At 44.7% G+C, this 17864-nt stretch carries 17 protein-coding genes; 2 read left to right on the top strand and 15 right to left on the bottom strand.

Annotated features, from left to right (window positions below; all coding sequences use genetic code 11):
* Positions 1 to 54 precede the first annotated feature (54 nt).
* From BP97_RS0125845 to BP97_RS0125795, 12 genes are all read right to left on the bottom strand, one after another.
* Positions 55 to 894 (bottom strand): deoxyribonuclease IV, encoded by an 840-nt coding sequence (locus tag BP97_RS0125845; RefSeq protein ID WP_028551716.1) that lies wholly within the window; start codon positions 892 to 894, stop codon positions 55 to 57.
* A gap of 10 nt (positions 895 to 904) precedes the next feature.
* Positions 905 to 1714: an Fpg/Nei family DNA glycosylase gene (locus BP97_RS0125840; protein WP_028551715.1), complete on the bottom strand. Its 810-nt coding sequence runs from the start codon at positions 1712 to 1714 to the stop codon at positions 905 to 907.
* 129 nt (positions 1715 to 1843) lie between these two features.
* A complete protein-coding gene (locus BP97_RS37445; protein ID WP_051620970.1) occupies positions 1844 to 3295 on the bottom strand; it encodes a ribonuclease H-like domain-containing protein in 1452 nt (483 codons plus the stop codon).
* Positions 3292 to 5577, bottom strand: coding sequence for a DEAD/DEAH box helicase (locus BP97_RS0125830; RefSeq protein WP_028551714.1), 2286 nt, complete (start codon positions 5575 to 5577; stop codon positions 3292 to 3294). Before BP97_RS0125830 ends, BP97_RS37445 begins: the two co-directional genes overlap by 4 nt.
* A 156-nt stretch (positions 5578 to 5733) precedes the next feature.
* A complete protein-coding gene (locus tag BP97_RS0125825; RefSeq protein WP_028551713.1) occupies positions 5734 to 7053 on the bottom strand; it encodes an ABC transporter substrate-binding protein in 1320 nt (439 codons plus the stop codon).
* A gap of 735 nt (positions 7054 to 7788) precedes the next feature.
* Positions 7789 to 8001, bottom strand: coding sequence for a hypothetical protein (locus BP97_RS0125820; RefSeq protein ID WP_028551712.1), 213 nt, complete (start codon positions 7999 to 8001; stop codon positions 7789 to 7791).
* Between the two features lie 135 nt (positions 8002 to 8136).
* Positions 8137 to 8274, bottom strand: a complete 138-nt coding sequence (locus BP97_RS41165) for a hypothetical protein (RefSeq protein ID WP_231506424.1) — start codon at positions 8272 to 8274, stop codon at positions 8137 to 8139.
* Positions 8275 to 8284: 10 nt separating this feature from the next.
* Positions 8285 to 8899: a metal-dependent hydrolase gene (locus BP97_RS37440; RefSeq protein ID WP_051620969.1), complete on the bottom strand. Its 615-nt coding sequence runs from the start codon at positions 8897 to 8899 to the stop codon at positions 8285 to 8287.
* Between the two features lie 79 nt (positions 8900 to 8978).
* Entirely contained in the window at positions 8979 to 9956 is a 978-nt protein-coding gene (locus BP97_RS37435; RefSeq protein ID WP_064745738.1) for a lysophospholipid acyltransferase family protein, read from the bottom strand.
* A gap of 47 nt (positions 9957 to 10003) precedes the next feature.
* Entirely contained in the window at positions 10004 to 10789 is a 786-nt protein-coding gene (locus BP97_RS0125805) for a GNAT family N-acetyltransferase (RefSeq protein ID WP_028551711.1), read from the bottom strand.
* A gap of 169 nt (positions 10790 to 10958) precedes the next feature.
* On the bottom strand, positions 10959 to 11651 hold the full coding sequence (locus BP97_RS0125800; RefSeq protein ID WP_028551710.1) for an LrgB family protein: 693 nt from the start codon (positions 11649 to 11651) through the stop codon (positions 10959 to 10961).
* A complete protein-coding gene (locus BP97_RS0125795; protein ID WP_028551709.1) occupies positions 11638 to 11994 on the bottom strand; it encodes a CidA/LrgA family protein in 357 nt (118 codons plus the stop codon). Before BP97_RS0125795 ends, BP97_RS0125800 begins: the two co-directional genes overlap by 14 nt.
* Before the next feature lie 122 nt (positions 11995 to 12116).
* Here BP97_RS0125795 and tlp point away from each other — a divergent pair, with 122 nt between their 5' ends.
* Positions 12117 to 12338 (top strand): small acid-soluble spore protein Tlp, encoded by a 222-nt coding sequence (gene tlp / locus BP97_RS0125790; protein ID WP_028551708.1) that lies wholly within the window; start codon positions 12117 to 12119, stop codon positions 12336 to 12338.
* 89 nt (positions 12339 to 12427) lie between these two features.
* Here tlp and rnz read toward each other — a convergent pair whose 3' ends face one another.
* Entirely contained in the window at positions 12428 to 13375 is a 948-nt protein-coding gene (rnz, locus tag BP97_RS0125785; protein WP_028551707.1) for a ribonuclease Z, read from the bottom strand.
* Between the two features lie 80 nt (positions 13376 to 13455).
* Positions 13456 to 16899 carry a methionine synthase gene (gene metH, locus BP97_RS0125780; RefSeq protein WP_028551706.1) on the bottom strand — a complete coding sequence of 1148 codons (3444 nt, stop codon included), beginning with the start codon at positions 16897 to 16899 and terminating at the stop codon, positions 13456 to 13458.
* A 266-nt stretch (positions 16900 to 17165) separates the two neighbouring features.
* On the opposite strand from metH, the gene BP97_RS0125775 reads away from it, so the two are divergent.
* Positions 17166 to 17708: an acireductone dioxygenase gene (locus tag BP97_RS0125775; protein WP_028551705.1), complete on the top strand. Its 543-nt coding sequence runs from the start codon at positions 17166 to 17168 to the stop codon at positions 17706 to 17708.
* A gap of 81 nt (positions 17709 to 17789) precedes the next feature.
* Here BP97_RS0125775 and BP97_RS41770 read toward each other — a convergent pair.
* Positions 17790 to 17864 (bottom strand): IS3 family transposase (locus BP97_RS41770; protein WP_442952371.1); only part of this gene is annotated, 75 nt, incomplete at its 5' end.

The following is a 17864-nucleotide window of genomic DNA, read 5'->3' as shown; positions in this document are numbered from 1 at the left end:
TATGTAAAAAAAGACTTTAAGACAATAAATGCTTTATTTGTCCGATATGTAACGTTATGAATCAGCTAAGTGCCGCACAAGCTGAATCTCCGGCGCATGAGTTTCACCTCGGAGGACCGGCGTCTCCAACACAACCGGCAGGTCCATCCCGCGTATCGTCCGCAAAAAATCACGAAAGCGCTGTTCCCCGATATACCCACTACCAATCATAGCATGTCTGTCCTTAAACATCCCGCCTTCATACATGGAATCGTTAAGGTGCACAGCAAGCAAATGGTCGAAATAGCCTAATCGAGCAGCTTGGCTTTTGAGTTGAGTCCATCCGTCACTCCCTACGGGCCATAACCCGCTGGCGAAGGCATGACAAGTATCGAAGCAATAACCTATATGTTCCTTATAAGCACATAGCGTCCGAATTTGTACAAGCTCTTCCAACGCAGTTCCCATCATGGAGCCATCTCCTGCTTGATTCTCAATAAGCAGCTTAGCTCTTCCTTCCCAATCGGAAAGCACATCATGTAAACATTGTATAATATTTTTGTAGCCTTGTAACGGGTCAGCCCCTTTATATTTGCCGAAATGGACAACAACACCAACAGAACCGCAGGCATCCGCAATGCTCAGATCGTTTCTCAGTGATTGAATCGTAGCTTTACGAAGCTCCGAATCGTCCACAGCCAAATTCGTCGGATAAGGAGTATGCGCAATTGAATAAAGCCCATGTTCCAGGCAAAACTGCTTACATGCTTGCGCATCCTTTGCATTCCATTGCTTGACAGACAAGCTGCGCGGGTTCTTCGGGAAATATTGAAAAGCATTTGCGTGAAGCTTTACAGCTGTTTTTGCTGCTTCGAGAAAACCGTTGCGTATGCTCAAATGACAACCTACGTTCATTCTGCACCTCCTATCGCTGACAATGCTGACAGCAAAACGATTTTTTGGAGGATACATCATGCCGGATGAGCGGTCTGCCGCAGCGCACACATGGCTCTCCTTCTCGATCGTAGACTTTACACTGTTTATCATACCCACCCGTTAAACGATCTTCAACGAACAATGGCATCTCCATGTATCCGCCGCTCCGCGTTGCTTCTGCAAGAACATGACGCATCGAGTGATACAATGTTTCCATTTCAGGATCTGCCAACTGCTTGCAGCGCCTGGAGGGAAGGAGCCCCGCTTCAAAGCATATTTCATCCGAGTAGCAGTTGCCAATGCCTGCCATCACACTTTGATCGACTAACACTGATTTTAAAGTACCGCTCTGCTTCTGCATAAGCTGACCAAAGCGCGATATAGTAAATGCTGATTCCATTGGTTCTGGTCCGAGCTTCTGAAGAAATCTCTCCGCATCCACCGGATCATAATAATGCAAGTATCCTAATCTTAATCCGATAAAATAAAGACTCATTGAACCGAAGCTTATAGTGACTTGAACCGTCCGATCCGGCTTCTCCTTCTCTGTTCCATAGAACAGCATGCCCCCGAGCATTAAATGAAGCACGAGCACATGAGAATTGCTTAAATGAAAAAGCAGGTGTTTGGCTCTTCGCTCCACCTCTCTGACAGATGACCCGATCAACGCATGTTGAAATAGTGGGACCGTAACATTAATCGATTTCTCCCTTTCAACTTGGACATCTGTAATGATGCGGCCGATAATTCTTTGGTTTAACAGCAGCTTGTAGTTTTCCATTTCCGGCAGTTCCGGCATAGTTTCTTCCCCTCCTGTGAAAAGTTGGCCCGTCTGTGCAGATGCTTACAACTATTTCCATTACAGGCCGGATTTATGCTCTTCCAGGTAGGGATTCTTACATATACCGCCGTTTTCATCACGCATGCACTATATCAAGCTGTCCATGACCAACCCCAACTGCTCCTCAGGACCCTTCAAACGTCTTTTTCTGGGTTCTGTATTTTTCTTTGGAGCAAGCCGCTCCGGAAATTCTTTTGATACTCCCCGTGTAGATTTCGTTTGAAGCCTCTGAATTCGTTTCTCTAAATCGGCGACTTCGGCCTGCTGCTTACGTTCCTCAGGTGACATTCCCCTTCCTCCCCGCTTACCGCCCTTTGCAGGGCGCTGAGGTCTCCTCAAGGATTCACGCTGCCATGCCTTATTCAATGCCTGTTCCGCATACATCAGAGCCTTCGGCAATTGCTTCTCCCTGTGCTCATAGTGTATGGCAAGCTCAATATACGGCTCCAGGGAAGCCGTGCTCCGATGCCCCTTACGTTCCACGTAAGCTGACCATAAACGGCAAGCAGTTGTATAGCGATGCTGCTGCTTATATACCTGCGCAAGAGGAAGCAAGTATTCGTCTTGAGCCCCTTCGTTATCTGTTTCGAACAACCTCTCACACAAATGGTCCAATATCTTCTCCCCACGTGATTCCAGACCAATCTTATGAAACCAGAGCCCCAACCGATATTGCTCCTCGAGCCCCATGCCTGTCCAATCAATCTTTCCTTGAATTACACGGGAAAAGTGCACTGATAAGCCTGCCAACGATAAAATATCGAGCTCATTGTGAATAAATACACCTTTCACTACAGAGACGTCGTTCTCCGCTAAATATTGAAAATACAAAGCCGGTGCCAAGGAACCTGGAACATCCTCGTGTCTTGTTACAAGGAGCCGCTCTTCCTCAACTTTTCCTAAACGGCAGGAGGGCAGCGTATGCTTCCACAGACTGCGCGAAGGATATAAGAAATCCAAATGTCCTGATATATCAGGTTCAGAGGGCATCCTGTTCAGAATGTACCTGTTCTTGATAATAGGCCAGTCGAATGTCTTTCCATTGTATGATACAAGGTAAGGATACTTTTCCAGCTTTTCCTGCAAGTGATACAGCATCGCCAGCTCTTCTGCCGGGTTGCGTATGAACATCTGTTCAACAACAAACAAGTCTCCCTCGTAGAATCCTATTCCTATCATGAAGGGGACATTCCCCGCTCCGATTCCAAGCCCTGTCGTTTCTGTGTCCAAGTATAGGAGCCGATCATGAGGCAGACAACTCTCCGTCGCATCGACATCCCCTTTTAGCAGGATGGACATCAGCGGATCCGATTGACCCACTAACTCTCCTAACGCATAACAACCATGGAAAAAGGAGCTTTCATAGACCCTTCGACGCAGTACAAACGATCCCCATTCATTATGAGCCATACTTGCTTCGATAACATCCCACTCGTTATGAGCCTCTTCCTGCTCCATCTCTTTATGGGCTGTATTGGAAGTCTGTGAACCGTTATCCGTCTTTTTATGCCGCAACAGCCGTTCGCGCAGACTGCTCATTGCGACACCTCCAGTTGCTCCAGCAGCTTCATAGATAGCTGTTTTCCTGTGAGTCCCACCTCTTCTATAGGTCCCACGCATGCCGGGCAGCCGCTCAAACAGCCGCAAGAGGATATCAACCGTTTCGCTTCATCCAACAATTCCCCGTGTACCTCGTACAGCCGCTCACTTAAGCCTACACCTCCTGGATAACGGTCATAGAAGAAAATCGTAGGCTTTTTGTTATGAACCGCCTTCACCTGAGGCACGACTCGAATATCCTGTGGATCACACATTAAATAAAGTGGAGCAATATGGACCAGTACGTTGGAAATGCCGAGCAAAGCAAACTGCATATCGTTCGTGCTTGACGCGGCTGCTATTTCATCGGAGAAAGTAAACCAATAAGAGCTCGTATGCAGTTCTTCCTCCGGAAGATGAATAGGACCGGAACCGATATTTTCGTGGGTTCTCAGTTTTATTTTTTTGAAAATGGTCGGTTTGGCGTTCACCGTAACTTCGCCGTATTGACGCAGCAGTCCTTCTTCCTCCGATTCTCTGTGGACGTGAAGCACTTTAAGCTGAACAGCCATACTGGCGTCCGTAAAATAATCGACGTCTACTTCTCGGATATATGCTTTTTTCTCTTCATAATCCAGCTTCTCTACTTGGTATTGAACACCTTCATGGATATAGATTGCTTCCTCATGTATCATCGTCGGGGCGCTAAAACGATCCACTTCGCCAATAACCCTGCTTCCATTTGTCATATCGATAATTACGAAGTTTTCTTGCGCAGCCGATCTGAGTGAAATATCGTGCGCAGGGAACGATTGTTCCATCCAATACCATCGATTCTTAACATAGTGAAGGATCTGCTCCTCCGTTAAAAATTCCAGTACATCTTTTAAGGATTCATCACCGAATTTCTCTCCTTGTTCAAAGGGCAATTCGTATGCGGCGCATTTCACGTGATCTACCAAAATAATTAAGTTGTCAGGATGGATCAATGCTTGCTCCGGCGGGCGCTCGAAGAAAAATTGGGGATTTTGAATCATATATTGGTCAAGCGGGTTACTGCTCGCCACCATAAAGGTGATCGAGCTTTCCTGCCGGCGTCCAGCACGTCCTGATTGCTGCCAAGTACTTGCAACCGTACCAGGGTAACCATTCAGAACACAAGCCTGCAGCTGCCCTATGTCGATCCCGAGCTCTAACGCGTTAGTACTGACTACTCCTCGAATTTCACCGTTTCGCAATCCACGTTCAATCTCCCGGCGCAGCTTTGGCAAATAGCCTCCGCGATACCCTCTAATCGACTTGGTCCCGAGCTCGTGAGCAACAAGATCCTGCAAATACGTCAGAAGGATTTCCACACGCACACGACTTCGGGCAAACACGATAGTCTGAACTCCCTGCTTAAGCAGCAAGCCTGCGATTTTCCGTGTCTCCAGCACGCTGCTTTTCCGAATACCCAACTGCTGATTGACTACCGGCGGATTATAAAATACAAAGTGCTTCTCCCCAGCAGGAGCTCCGTTACGATCGACCAAGGATACTTCTTCTCCAATCAGTCTCTCCGCATGCTCCTTGGGATTATCGATTGTTGCAGAGGCACATATAAATTGCGGAGAAGAACCATAGAAGCGACAGATACGTTTTAGTCTACGGATCACATTGGCAACATGGCTGCCGAATACTCCACGATACGAGTGAACCTCATCGATAACAATATATTTTATATTTTCAAAAAGCTTCACCCACTTGGTGTGATGCGGCAAAATGGCGGAATGCAGCATATCCGGGTTAGTAACGACAATATGACCTGCATTGCGGATCGCTTGCCGTACCGTCGGTGGTGTGTCGCCGTCATATGTATGTGTCTTGATATCGGCCCCCATTCGATTCACGGTCTCCTGAAGCTCAGCTACCTGATCCTGAGCCAAAGCTTTAGTAGGGAACAAATAGAGTGCTCTCGCACTATCATTATTCAGAATCCCTTGCAGTACGGGAAGATTATAACAAAGCGTCTTACCTGAAGCCGTCGGTGTTACAGTCACAAGATGGCGCCCCTCCTGCACTTCGCGAAACGACATCGCCTGATGCGTATAAAGCTGCCCAATTCCTTTTTCCATTAGAGCAGCCTTCAAAATCGGATGAATATTCTCCGGGAAAGCCTCATATGATGCGTCCCTTGGAGGAATCGTGTGCCAATAAGTTACTTGTGACATAATTTCTGGCGTTCTTTTAACCAAATCTATCATTTCTTCTATCGAAGATACCTTTCCTGTTAACGGGTTCATTGCAACATCTCCGTTCTTCCCTTAGTTATATCCATTATATCGAATACATGTTCGTAACTCAATGAAAGAAATGGATAGTGCACGTGCCCCTTTCTATTCAAAACCTTAATTAAATCAAAAGCACTGACCCGTAGGGTCAGTGCTTTTGGTTATTTCTCATTGCTGCTTCATTAAATCAGCTATTTTCTTGTCGGCCGCTGCTTGCGTTTCTCTAAGCACCGTGTTGATATCCTTTTTATCTAAAGCCATATCTTTACGCATGTTACGAATCAACGTTTGTACTTCTTTGTCATATTTATTTGGTGTCGGCGTAGGAGATGAAGGATATTTGAAAATGGCTGCTGTATTTTTATTTTTAAGCGATGGGTTCTCCGAACCGAATGCTTTTATAATTTCCGGATCGTTCAAAACCGTAATCCGTGAATGCTTACTAATCAGCATCTGCATCTCTGAAGAGGTGAGCAGCTCAATTACTTGCATCGCTTGTTCCTTATACTTGCTTCCTTTCGTAATGACCAGCATATCCGCCAACGCATGACGTCCTTTCCCGACTTTATCCTCGAAGGTAGGATTCGTCACCATATCCCAATTCGGAGCAAGGCCATCCGCTTCAGCTTGAAGAAGGTCACTCATAATTTTCGATGCCCAATCCGGCTGCATGGCCAATCTTTTCTCTTTTATAAATGTACCATCTGCGTAAGCATACGAAGTCCCATTGACAACACCAGGTTGATCGTAATTCGCACGGAACACTTCCAGAATCTTATGGTAAAGAGGTATATCGACAAGCGCTTTATTGGTTTTTGGATCTACAAATGGCTGGGAATACTGGCTGATCATATGATCAGGAAAACGCGGGTCAAAGCCAATATATTGAACACCGTCCTCCATTCTCGTTAACTTGCGGGATAAATCCAGTACTTCGCTCCAGAGCATGCCATCCTTCGGATAAGGAACACCGAACTTATCAAAAATATCTTTATTGTAAAATAACACTCCCGTGTTACGGCTGAAAGGAATACCTTGCAGTTCTTTCCCATTAGGATCCAGATTTCGGATCGCTTGAATTGTTTCCGGGACAAACTTACCGAGGTCCAGCTTGGATTTCTTGACCAAATCAGTTAAGTCCGCAGGCAGGTCCAAGGAAACTAGCGGCATATGCCAATCGTTGTCTGAGAAAATAAGGTCTGGCGTTTGCCCAGCGACGATAAGCTTTTCCAGATCCCCCTCAACTTTTTCCAGCGTAATGTGCGGATACTTCTTTTTGATTGGCTCTACAAAGAACGTATTGTACTCAAGAGGTGAAAGTCTAGTTACATTGACATAAAACTTTAACGTTACAGGCTCCGTAGATACCTTAAATTCTGTCTCCTCGGGTTTTGGTTCTGCAGCCGGCTTGCTGCCAGAGGTACAACCAGTTAACGCCATGATGGCTATAATGCTTAGCAAAGAAATTTTTTTCAACGGTTTGAACATGTTTTTTTCTCCCCCTTTAATCATTTTGTTTGCGCTTACAATCGTATCAAGTGCTTACACTTGGAAAGTCGATCGTTAACCACCACCCTTACTGCCTTTGAATTCGCCGCCACCGCCGCGATAACGTATCATGATTGTCAGTTCAAAGCTTGCATAATAATTCGAGTTTATTCATGTTTCAGTTGTCTTGACATTACATAAAGCTGAAGTGTTTTCGAACCATGTTTCCGCTTACATTTATAACCGACAAAAGCTGAAAAAACCTTATCAAAGTAAACATGACTCACCAAAAAATGATGTGTATGCTTACGGGATAAGGTTTTCTCCAAGACTCAAGCCCTCGCCGTACATATTCATATTATTTGTTATAAATATAGTTCCTCAACCTATAATTGTCAAGGATTTATTCGGTAAAGTCATTACGATAAGTCCCTTAGAGGTATCATGTACCAATAAGTCACTTGTAATATTGTTTCGGGAGTTCGTCTTATCGAATCTAGCATCTCTACTACGGAATGTAACTTTCGCGAATCATCGGCAAATAAATAAAATAACCCTATACGGAAATTCCGCAAGGGTTCATTATTTCGACAGTTCATCGTTAATTCGTTACACGTCTTGCTGTATTAGGCAGGAACATCCGAAATGCAGTCGAAAGGTGTAAGAAATCTAAAGGATAAATGTTTAAATTTTCAGAATGTTATGTCGTTTCCTGCGCTTTCCCGGGAAAAGTTTTTAGAGCATGTCCGATGAATCATCATAGTCGTAACGTAATCCATCATGAAGGACCGCCCGTTTATCTGATCCGATCATAGCTGCAGCCGCATTGTTTCGCAGCTTGCTCAACACTTCACGGTAGTGATTGACCTTCGAGTCTTTTGGTTCCGAGCTAATCGCCCGTTGTAACGCTTGTTCGATTATAGCAATATCGTGACTTGTAAAATCCATAGCGCACACCCTCTCGACTATCATTTTTCACTTCATCTATTCTATCCCAATAAGAGGATATTCATTCAATGCTTACCTTCATTACCCGAGAAATAGAACTCACAGAAAAAAAAAAAAGGCCCTCTCAGGCCTCCTTCAGACAAACGGGGGATCCCATGCCTTTTTCCACCAGCCTAAGGAATGGTCTACCACATTCAAATTGCGATCCAACTGCACATCAACACCGAATGGAAGTCGGTGGTTGTACCAGAAGCGTACATCTCTCCATTTCACAACATAACCGTCACCTTGCTCCGTACAGCTGACATGCACCCTTTGCGCAAAGTACAAGAAGGCTTTGACCTTTATGGTGCTGATAGGATCGTACAACGATATAAATGAGTGTTGCGGCATATATCCCAAGAAATAACCACCCCGTATGAACCTTCGACCCCATAAAGCTCCAGATGATCAGTCCAGCACCATGTATCACAAATAGGAATGGCTCGAATAAAGATAATATATCCATATTTTTCCATTTATTCGACAAAGGTCTAAAGCATTGAACTCCATACACGTTAAACCAGTCCAATAATACATGATAAAGCACAGCCCCCATTGCCCATAAGAAAATCAAATGAAAATGCTCCCATACTTGAAATAAGCCTGTTACCGGAAAAGATATTAGAAGGGGCCAGATCAGTAAGGCGGGTATAGAATGCGTAACTCCACGGTGGATACGGATATAGGCAGAGTAACTTTTTAACCGTACAATCGTATCGAAATCCGGAGCATTCGACCCAACCAAGGTGGCTGCCATTATAGCATGTGCAAGAACAGGCTGCTGAGCAACTGCGGGATCAAGTAAAGCTAGCCCTCCCAGCGTTGCTCCGAACATAAGGTGACTTGCTGTGTCCATGCGCACCTCCTCCGAGTTTTGCGAAGGCAAACCTTCTTAAGCGCTAACTGTGTTTTCCAAAGGAAAAATTCACTACATTTCAAGCAGAATGCTGCTTTTTCAGCTCCCTACCAGCAGAGAGATTGACCATGGAATGGGAATCTTCTTTAGAATCCGTTAAACACTCGTTTTCCCAGCGTTCATCCGCATTAAACCAGTAAAACCAATGGGCTGGATATTCTCGTATAACACGTTCCATATACCGGTTCAGCACTTTTGTCGCTTCAGTTCTTTGGGAACGCTGAAAGCTTGCATACAGGTGAAGCGGCTGTTCAAACTTTAGCTTATGATTAAACCCTTTTTCTCTATGTCCGTGGAACGGTATAATAGGAACCTGGTAATCAATCGCCAGAGAAGCTGCACCCTCAGGGGTCCTCGTGGCTTTTCCAAAGAATCGGGACAACGGAAATGTAGGACGGTAAAAATCACCCAGTATAAATACAACCCCGTTAGCTGCCAAATGGCTGCGTAGCTTGCGGACCAGCTCCAATGGAGGCGTATCGTCATAATCCAGACCGGCGCAGCCCATATCCCGGAATCGATAATACAGTGGCTGCAGTTCTTCGCACCCGCTGGTTACGATAGTGAGACATGAATACTTTTGGCATAAATACCAATAGTAATAAAAGAAATTACCAACATGCGGTGTATACACGATCGCTCCCCGGCTTAATCGAAGGGCCTCTTCCAAATGCTCTTCCCCTTCGGCCTGAAAGCGACGTGCTCCTATTTCATTTAATCGACGCGTATCGAGCCATAGCTCATATAAAGTGATAATAAGGTTTTGATAATAAGATACTTGATAGCCCTTAACCTTTAATTTTGAACGCTCTGATAACAGTTCCTGCAAATTGTGCTTTACTCGTCTCCCAAACCCTCTCGACACAGCTATAAACCATATCATTCCAAGGCATTTGCATATCAACAGCATAATTGGCCTGGGAATCCTGGAGCACGCCGACTCTAACTTTCCCCATACTTTCCGCTGTTTCGTTATAGCACCTATCCACTCGTACAATAAAAGCCCTCCAAATCCTTCCCCTGTAAACAAGGGTTGATGGGATGCTACAATCCTTTATCCTCATCCATTAAAAAATGCTTTCGATATTTGCGGGTTACGCGATCTTTTTCCAACACAATGAAAAAATCAACCGTATTAAACCATTCATCATAAGCCGGGTCACCGCCTATTTCTGCTCCCAGCCACTGGTAACCCTTCATCAAAGGAGGAAGCTTGCGGAATACTTCCTTATCTGTCATTTCATATTCTGAAAGCTGTAGGCCTTGAATTTGATGAGTAGCTAAAGGCTGAATACCGAATCGGTCCGTAATGACCTGCTTCATTTTAAGCATACTGTAGATGACGTTTAAATCCTCCAATGACTGCAAATGAACACTCGCACACCCAATTAAATAACGATAATTCCGAACCGCAATGTAACGGGCAATTCCTTCCCACAGCATTTGTATAGCTTTCCCACCGCGATATGCCGGATCAATACAGCTGCGACCAAGCTCCAGCGAATACTCCTTATGTTCCTGAAAGGCGGACAAATCAAATTCCGTTTCCGAATAAAAGCCATTGCTGCTCACAGCACGTTCTCCCGGCAGCAGTCGGTATGTCCCAACAACTTGATCCCGGTTCATATCTTTTACAATTAAATGATCACACAAAAAGTCGTACTCATCCTGTTCCAAGCCTGTGTCGTTCAACAACCGCATGTTCTTTTCCTCTTCAACAAAAACTTGATACCTTAAACGCATAGCCTGCTCCAATTCATCGGAATGAGTGACCAGCTTGACGTACAAGTTTGAAGATTGAGGGCTGATTTGAGCAGCCGTTTGGATCATGGACAACACGCCTTTCTCAGGAAAGTGGAATGAACTACATAGTTAGCGTAACAGATGATTATTAAACGGACATTTGCTTGTTGTTAATATTTTGTAATGATTGAATATCTTTTCAAAATAAAAACAGCGCGCCTTAACGGCACCCTGTTTAATCAGCATATTCTATTCATTAGCGAAGCCAAGCATATAAGGGTATAAATAAGATCGACGTTATAATAGCTGCAATCCCCATTGCAAACCCGCTAATGCTCCCCTGAAGCTCCGAATCCCTAATAATCCGTGCAGTGCCAATTCCGTGTGCTGCCGTCCCCATGGCGGTCCCAATCGATACATCATCACGGACCCCGCATTTCCTTAACAAATAGGGACCAAACATGCTTCCAATTAACCCTGTCAAGACCGTCAATACAGCCGTAAGCTCCGGTATTCCCCCAGCTTGTCGGGAAATCTCCAATGCTATTGGTGAAGTAACTGATTTGGGCATCATCGTTAGCATCATCTCTTTGGTACCTCCTAAGCTCCATACGAAGCCCGCAGACAGAACAAGAGCACTAACCGTTCCTGCAGTGATTCCCCCCAAGATAGCGCGGATATGCTCACGAATACGAAGCGCATTTTTATAAAGAGGAATCCCTAACGCCACCGTTGCCGGACCTAGGAAAAAGACAAGCATGTCCCCCCCTTGCTGATATGCTTCATATGGGATGTGACCTAACAATAAGAACGTAATAATCAAGCCTGAACTTAAGAATAAAGGATGAAGCCAGGGCAGCCTTCGATTTAATGTCAAGGACAACGTATAGCAAATCAAAGAAAGAGCTATTCCGAAGAGTGGCTGCCGGGTGAACTCATCTGGACTCACGCTGCTTTCCTCCCTTGCGATTTATCAATTTGACTGTCCATCCTGCCACCAAGAGCACCCCCGCTGTGCTTGCAAATAAGCTGACTAGCAGCTGGACTGCATAAATACCAATGTAATGGAAGAACACCATCGTACCAACAACAAAAGGAATAAAAAAGAGCAGCATATGTCTGATTAAAAATTCTCCTGCATCCTCCACCCACTCAAGCTTCACCAGTTTCAAAAATAAGCAAGCCGTAAATAGAATAAGCCCTATGACGTTAGCAGGCAATGGAATATGAGCCGCGGAATGTAGTACATAACCTAGAAAATAAAATCCAACCAGGATGGTTAACCCTAGCATTGTTCACCTCTCCTCTTCAACCATTCTTAAGCTACTATGTATATTTAATGCTTCAATGTGGGATTGTATTTCTGGTATGCGATTATCGTGTACCAATATAACTAAGGAGCTGAATTCAACTCATGGCAAAACCGGACAATCGTGCAGACAATGCAGAGCATTTACAAAAAAGCATTAATAACACTATTGAAAATTTAGAACAAACGGAGCAATATTTAGCCGAACATGCTGACGAAATAAGCCCTCAGGAGAAACAAACCCTGCAATCTAAAAATGAGCGTAGAGAAAAAAGTCTGAATTCCTTCCGTGAAGAGATGAAGGATGAAGCGAGTCAAGAATCTTAAACCACTAGTATCAAACAGTTACTTTTAGACTCAAAAATAGCCCCGTCTTCGGACAGGGCATTTTTATTTTTCTTTTGAGCAGGCGATCTTCAATTTAGTTTTTTTCGCAACACTTCATACGAGACATGATCTCTTGCCAAAAACGTATTCAGATGTATTTGCTTAGCTTCTTCTGTTAGCAGCTCGGCCTCATCCTTTTGATACCGTGAACTGATGTGTGTCAAGATCAACATGTTTACACCCGCTTCCCGAGCTGTTCGAGCAGCATCCATTGCGGTGGAATGATCATAAGCGACAGCCAGATCTTTTTTCTGCTCGGCAAACGTCGCCTCATGCACTAACACATCCGCTCCCTGCGCCAGCTTCGACGAGTACTCGCACGGCTGAGTATCGCCCAAAATGGTTACGATGCGCCCGGGATACGAAGGTCCAATATAATCTGCGGCTTTTAATTGCTTCCCATTTTCCAAAGCAACATCTATACCCTGTTTTATTCGTCCAAATAAAGGACCAGAGGTAAGTCCAAGCTCCTTCAGCTTTTCAACCATCAGGCGTCCCTTCTGTTCTTTCTCAACGATACGATAACCATAGCTGTCGATTCTATGGACTAACGGAGCCGTACTGACTGTAAACTGCTCATCTTCGAACAGCACGGTTTCTTCGGAAACAGAGAACTCCTGGATCTCCAATTCATAACCCAAATGCGCCTGACTCACGTCTAGCGCCGTTCGAACAAACGTCTCTGTCCCCTTTGGTCCATAGATCTTAAAAGGAGTGCCAGTATCTCCACCTTGATAGGAACGGCTGGTTAGTAGCCCCGGCAGTCCGTATAAATGGTCCCCGTGCAGATGAGTTATAAACAGCTTCTCAAGCTTTCCGATCCGAATTGGCGAATGGAGTACCTGGTGTTGGGTCCCTTCACCACAATCGAACATCCAATATACGTTTCGTTCAGCAAGCAAATTCAAAACAATTGAAGACACATTTCTTTCTTTGGAAGGCATTCCCGCCCCTGTGCCCAAAAAATAAAGTTCCACGTACGCTGCTCCGTTTCATTATGCTGGATTATAGGGAAAGAGCGGAGTCCAATATGCGAACTCCACTCTGTTTATCATGCCTAAACTTTCTCTACATTAAAATAACGTGCTTGCGGATGAGCGAAAACAATCGCCGAAACCGAAGCCTCCGGTTCCATCATACTGCCCTCAGTTAAATGTACGCCAATATCTTCAGGCTTCAGCAAAGCGAACAGCTGCTGCTGATCATCTAAATTCGGGCAAGCAGGATAACCAAACGAGAAACGTTGGCCGCGATATTTCGCCCCAAAGCGTTCCTGCATTGTCATTTCAGCCGGATCGGGGAACCCCCATGTATCCCTCATCAGTTCGTGGACACGCTCAGCCAACGCTTCTGCCGTCTCCAACGCAGTAGACTGTAACGCATGGGAACGCAGATAATCGCCCTTCTCACGCCATTCTGCTGCTTTCTCGTTGATTCCATGACCTGCAGTAACGACGAGGAAACCGATGTAATCCATTTCTCCGCTTTCTGTAGATTTCAAATAATCAGCAAGACATAGATACGGCTCTGTCTCCTGCCGCGGGAAACTAAACTTCTGAATCACCTTCGTGAAATCATTAGGGTCATAAACTAAAATGTCATTTCCGGACGACTGCGCAGGGAAAAACTGATACATTCCATGTGCGCGAATAATATTATCCTTCTGTGCCTCATCTAAAATCTCATCTACCGTTTCCTTCAGTTGAACGGCTTTAGGATCTCTCTCTGCAAGCAGCTTATCGACCTTGCCTTTAAGACCGAGGTGATGTCCGAGCAGCATTTGCATATTAATATAAGGCATCACATGGCTGATCGGGAAATCGCGAAGTACGCGGCGCTCCAAATCTGGCGGCACTTGAACCGGCAATGTGCGGTCTATGGTTGAAGTTCTAACCCGGGTCAGCTCCGGCATGGTCTCCGTCTTTTTGCCTACTTCCTTAACATCGGATTCCATACTTTCCCTAAGCTCTCTAACAAGCTGTTCTCTTTGTTTCGGATCACTTAGCTTATTGGCAATATCGAGGCCGTCCATCGCATCCTTAGCATAAAGAACCAAACCTTCATACTCAGGTGCAATACGGGTTTTCGTAAACTTTCTGGTTAATGCAGCACCGCCGACCATAATAGGCACGTCAATACCCGCATTTTTCAAATCCTGGGCAGTAATGACCATTTGTTGAGCGGATTTGACTAACAGTCCGGACAAACCAATCGCATCTGCCTTTTCTTTACGGAAGGCTTCAATCAATTGCTCCGGCGGTACTTTGATACCCAGATTAATTATTTTATATCCGTTGTTGGATAAGATGATTTCCACAAGATTTTTACCGATGTCATGAACATCGCCTTTTACCGTTGCTAAAATGATTTTCCCTTTTACGGCAGTTTCATTTTTCTCCATGAACGGTTCCAAGTGGGCAACGGACGCTTTCATAACTTCAGCGCTTTGCAGTACTTCGGCAACGATAAGCTCATTATTGTTAAATAATCGGCCTACCTCTTCCATCCCTCTCATCAAAGGTCCGTTAATGATTTCGAGTGGTGCATATTTCGTCATTGCCTCGTTCAGGTCGGGGATTAGACCTTCCTTGGTTCCCTCAACAACGTAAGATCCTAAACGCTCTTCCAAAGTCAGGTTCGAGATCTTTTCCTTCTTCTCTACTTTCTTCTCACGGAAGTGCGCGACGAATTCAGCTAAAGTCTCATCATTCGTATTGAAGATTAAGCGTTCCGCCAGTTCTCTCTCATGCTCAGGGATAGAGGCGTAACGCTCCAGGTTTTGTGTGTTAACGATCGCGTAATCTAGTCCAACCTTCGTACAATGGTACAAATAAACAGAGTTCAGCACCTCACGGCCAGCCGGAGGCAAACCAAATGAAATATTACTTAATCCTAGAATCGTCTTACATTCAGGATACTTCGTCTTGATCATCCGGATGCCTTCAATGGTTTCTACTGCTGAACCGATATATTGCGGGTCTCCAGAGCCTACTGGGAACATGTTAGGGTCAAATATAATATCCGAAGGATTCAAGCCGTACTTTTGAGTTAACAGCTCATAGGCGCGATCTGCAACTTCCATCTTCGCTTGACGTGATACCGCTTGACCGCGTTCGTCAATAAGAATCATAACTACGGCAGCACCGTATTTGTGAATCAACGGTACGATATTTTGGAACTTCGTTTCCCCATCTTCAAGGTTAATGGAGTTAATAATCGCTTTCCCTTGGGAATATTTCAAGCCAAGCTCGATAATATGGTCATAGGTCGAGTCAATCATCAAAGGAACCTTAACCTTCTTAACAACTTCCTTCAGGAAGTTTTCCATAGCATAGGCTTCATCGATATCTGTGTCCTGTACGTTAATGTCGATGACATACGCACCATTCTTTACTTGAGCGCGTGCAATTTCAGCACCTTCTTCAAACTTGCCTTCCTTCATAAGGCGTTTAAACATACGGGATCCCGATATGTTCGTACGTTCCCCAACCATATAAGGTCGGTTAGCATCTTCTAGATAAACCGTCTCGATACCCGATACCGCTGGCAGATGGCCTTTTGCGCTTTCTCTAGGCTTGTATTGGGATAACGTTTCTGCCATAGCGCGAATATGATCCGGAGTCGTGCCACAGCAGCCCCCTGCGATATTAAGCCAACCCTGCTCTGCAAAACCAGCCAGCTTTTTAGCCAGCGACTCAGGAGATTCGTGGTACTTACCATTCTCGTCAGGCAAACCTGCGTTCGGATAACAGCTAACCGCTGTAGTTGCCAGCTCAGATAACGTACGAATATGATCTCGCATAAATTCCGGTCCTGTCGCACAATTTAGCCCAATGGATACTGGCTTCAAATGCTCCAAGGAGATGTAGAAGGATTCAATATTTTGACCGGCCAGCGTAGTACCCATTGGTTCTATCGTACCGGAAATCATAAGTGGTAGTTCAATGCCCGTAGTATCCATGGCTTTACGAATACCTATGCTGCCAGCTTTAACGTTCAATGTATCCTGGGACGTTTCAAGCAGCAGTGCATCCACACCCGATTCGATTAAGGCCAAAGCTTGCTCGTAATAGCTGTCAACCAGTTCATCGAAGGTTACGCCACCTGTGACCGATAGGGTCTTCGTTGTAGGTCCAAGCGCACCCGCAACATAACGAGGCCATTCTGGCGTACTGAATTTATTAGCTGCATCAACCGCCAATTTGGCTGCACGCAAGTTGAGTTCACGAGCACGATCTTGCAGATCGTATTCCGCCAATACTACACTTGTAGCACCAAAAGTATTTGTCTCAATAATATCCGCACCCGCGGCAAAATAAGCTTCGTGGATTTTAGAAATAACGTCTGGACGGGTAACGACCAAATACTCATTACAGCCGTCTAAATCCTCGCCACCAAAATCGGCTTCCGTCAAATTCTCTTGTTGAATCATCGTGCCCATGGCGCCGTCCAAAATCATAATCTTCTTTTGTAGCTGCTCTTTCAAAGATGGTTTACTCATCACGATCTTCCTTTCACCTACATCCTTCCGACAACTTTCTATGAAAACGTCTATTTTATCTCTTCATGCAGACCATAAAAAGGCGAATATTGTAACCCTAAGTTTATCAGAAACGTTCGTTAATGAAAAGGTATTCCCGACTACTGTGCTTATATATATTTCATATAATTCCTATTGGTATTGTCGTAAATACATTATCGACAGAATTGAAAAATTAAATTATAATAAGTAAAGAACTTATTTATGATATTGAAAGAGGGATGAGCATGGCAGAAATTCGTATTCGTAGCACCGATGAGCGTATTTCCGGCGAAGAAAATGTTAGAGCATTTTTGGATAAACAAGAAGTATTGTATGAGCACTGGAATCCTACCAAGCTTCCTGCACATTTGCAAAATAAATTCGTATTTACTGATGAAGATAAAGCTGAAATTCTATCTACTTTCGATCCTGAGATCAAAGACCTTGCAAGCCGCCGCGGCTATCTGACTTGGGATATTATCGCCCTGTCCGATGCAACTCCAAATCTGGATGAATTGCTTAAAAAGTTTGAGCAAGTTCATACACATACTGAAGATGAAGTTCGTGCCATTACTGCTGGTAAAGGTATTTTCATCATCAAAGGCACCGAAGATGTTGGTTATTTCGATGTGGAGCTTGAAGCCGGCGATGTTATCTCCGTCCCTGAACACAAGCCGCATTTCTTCACTTTGATGGATAATCGTCAAATCGTAGCTGTTCGTTTATTTATCGAAACCGAAGGTTGGATTGCTCACCCATTTGCAGATCCTTCTTTCCAAAAAGCATAAGTTCAATAGCAAAAGACCCTCTAGCTTTGTTTAGGGACTGACCCCCGTTTGTGAGACAGGGATCAAAGCACCTTTCAAGTTTTAAGCAGCCAGTCGCCGAAAATCTATAGGCGACTGGTTATTTAGTTTCGTTTGAATGCGAATTGAGTTATAGTA

The organism is Paenibacillus sp. UNC451MF (genome assembly GCF_000686845.1).
In the GTDB taxonomy this organism is placed as follows: Bacteria; Bacillota; Bacilli; order Paenibacillales; family NBRC-103111; genus Paenibacillus_S.
The sequence above is the reverse complement of the archived record's forward strand: the minus strand, read 5'-3'. Positions and strand labels throughout refer to the sequence as shown.

What these genes read in the sequence shown, in the direction of transcription:
- BP97_RS0125845 (WP_028551716.1), bottom strand. Translation starts at nt 894, where the DNA reads ATGAACGTAGGTTGTCATTTGAGCATACGCAACGGTTTTCTCGAAGCA.
- BP97_RS0125840 (WP_028551715.1), bottom strand. Translation starts at nt 1,714, where the DNA reads ATGCCGGAACTGCCGGAAATGGAAAACTACAAGCTGCTGTTAAACCAA.
- BP97_RS37445 (WP_051620970.1), bottom strand. Translation starts at nt 3,295, where the DNA reads ATGAGCAGTCTGCGCGAACGGCTGTTGCGGCATAAAAAGACGGATAAC.
- BP97_RS0125830 (WP_028551714.1), bottom strand. Translation starts at nt 5,577, where the DNA reads ATGAACCCGTTAACAGGAAAGGTATCTTCGATAGAAGAAATGATAGAT.
- BP97_RS0125825 (WP_028551713.1), bottom strand. Translation starts at nt 7,053, where the DNA reads ATGTTCAAACCGTTGAAAAAAATTTCTTTGCTAAGCATTATAGCCATC.
- BP97_RS0125820 (WP_028551712.1), bottom strand. Translation starts at nt 8,001, where the DNA reads ATGGATTTTACAAGTCACGATATTGCTATAATCGAACAAGCGTTACAA.
- BP97_RS37440 (WP_051620969.1), bottom strand. Translation starts at nt 8,899, where the DNA reads ATGGACACAGCAAGTCACCTTATGTTCGGAGCAACGCTGGGAGGGCTA.
- BP97_RS0125805 (WP_028551711.1), bottom strand. Translation starts at nt 10,789, where the DNA reads ATGATCCAAACGGCTGCTCAAATCAGCCCTCAATCTTCAAACTTGTAC.
- BP97_RS0125795 (WP_028551709.1), bottom strand. Translation starts at nt 11,994, where the DNA reads ATGCTAGGGTTAACCATCCTGGTTGGATTTTATTTTCTAGGTTATGTA.
- tlp (WP_028551708.1), top strand. Translation starts at nt 12,117, where the DNA reads ATGGCAAAACCGGACAATCGTGCAGACAATGCAGAGCATTTACAAAAA.
- metH (WP_028551706.1), bottom strand. Translation starts at nt 16,899, where the DNA reads ATGAGTAAACCATCTTTGAAAGAGCAGCTACAAAAGAAGATTATGATT.
- BP97_RS0125775 (WP_028551705.1), top strand. Translation starts at nt 17,166, where the DNA reads ATGGCAGAAATTCGTATTCGTAGCACCGATGAGCGTATTTCCGGCGAA.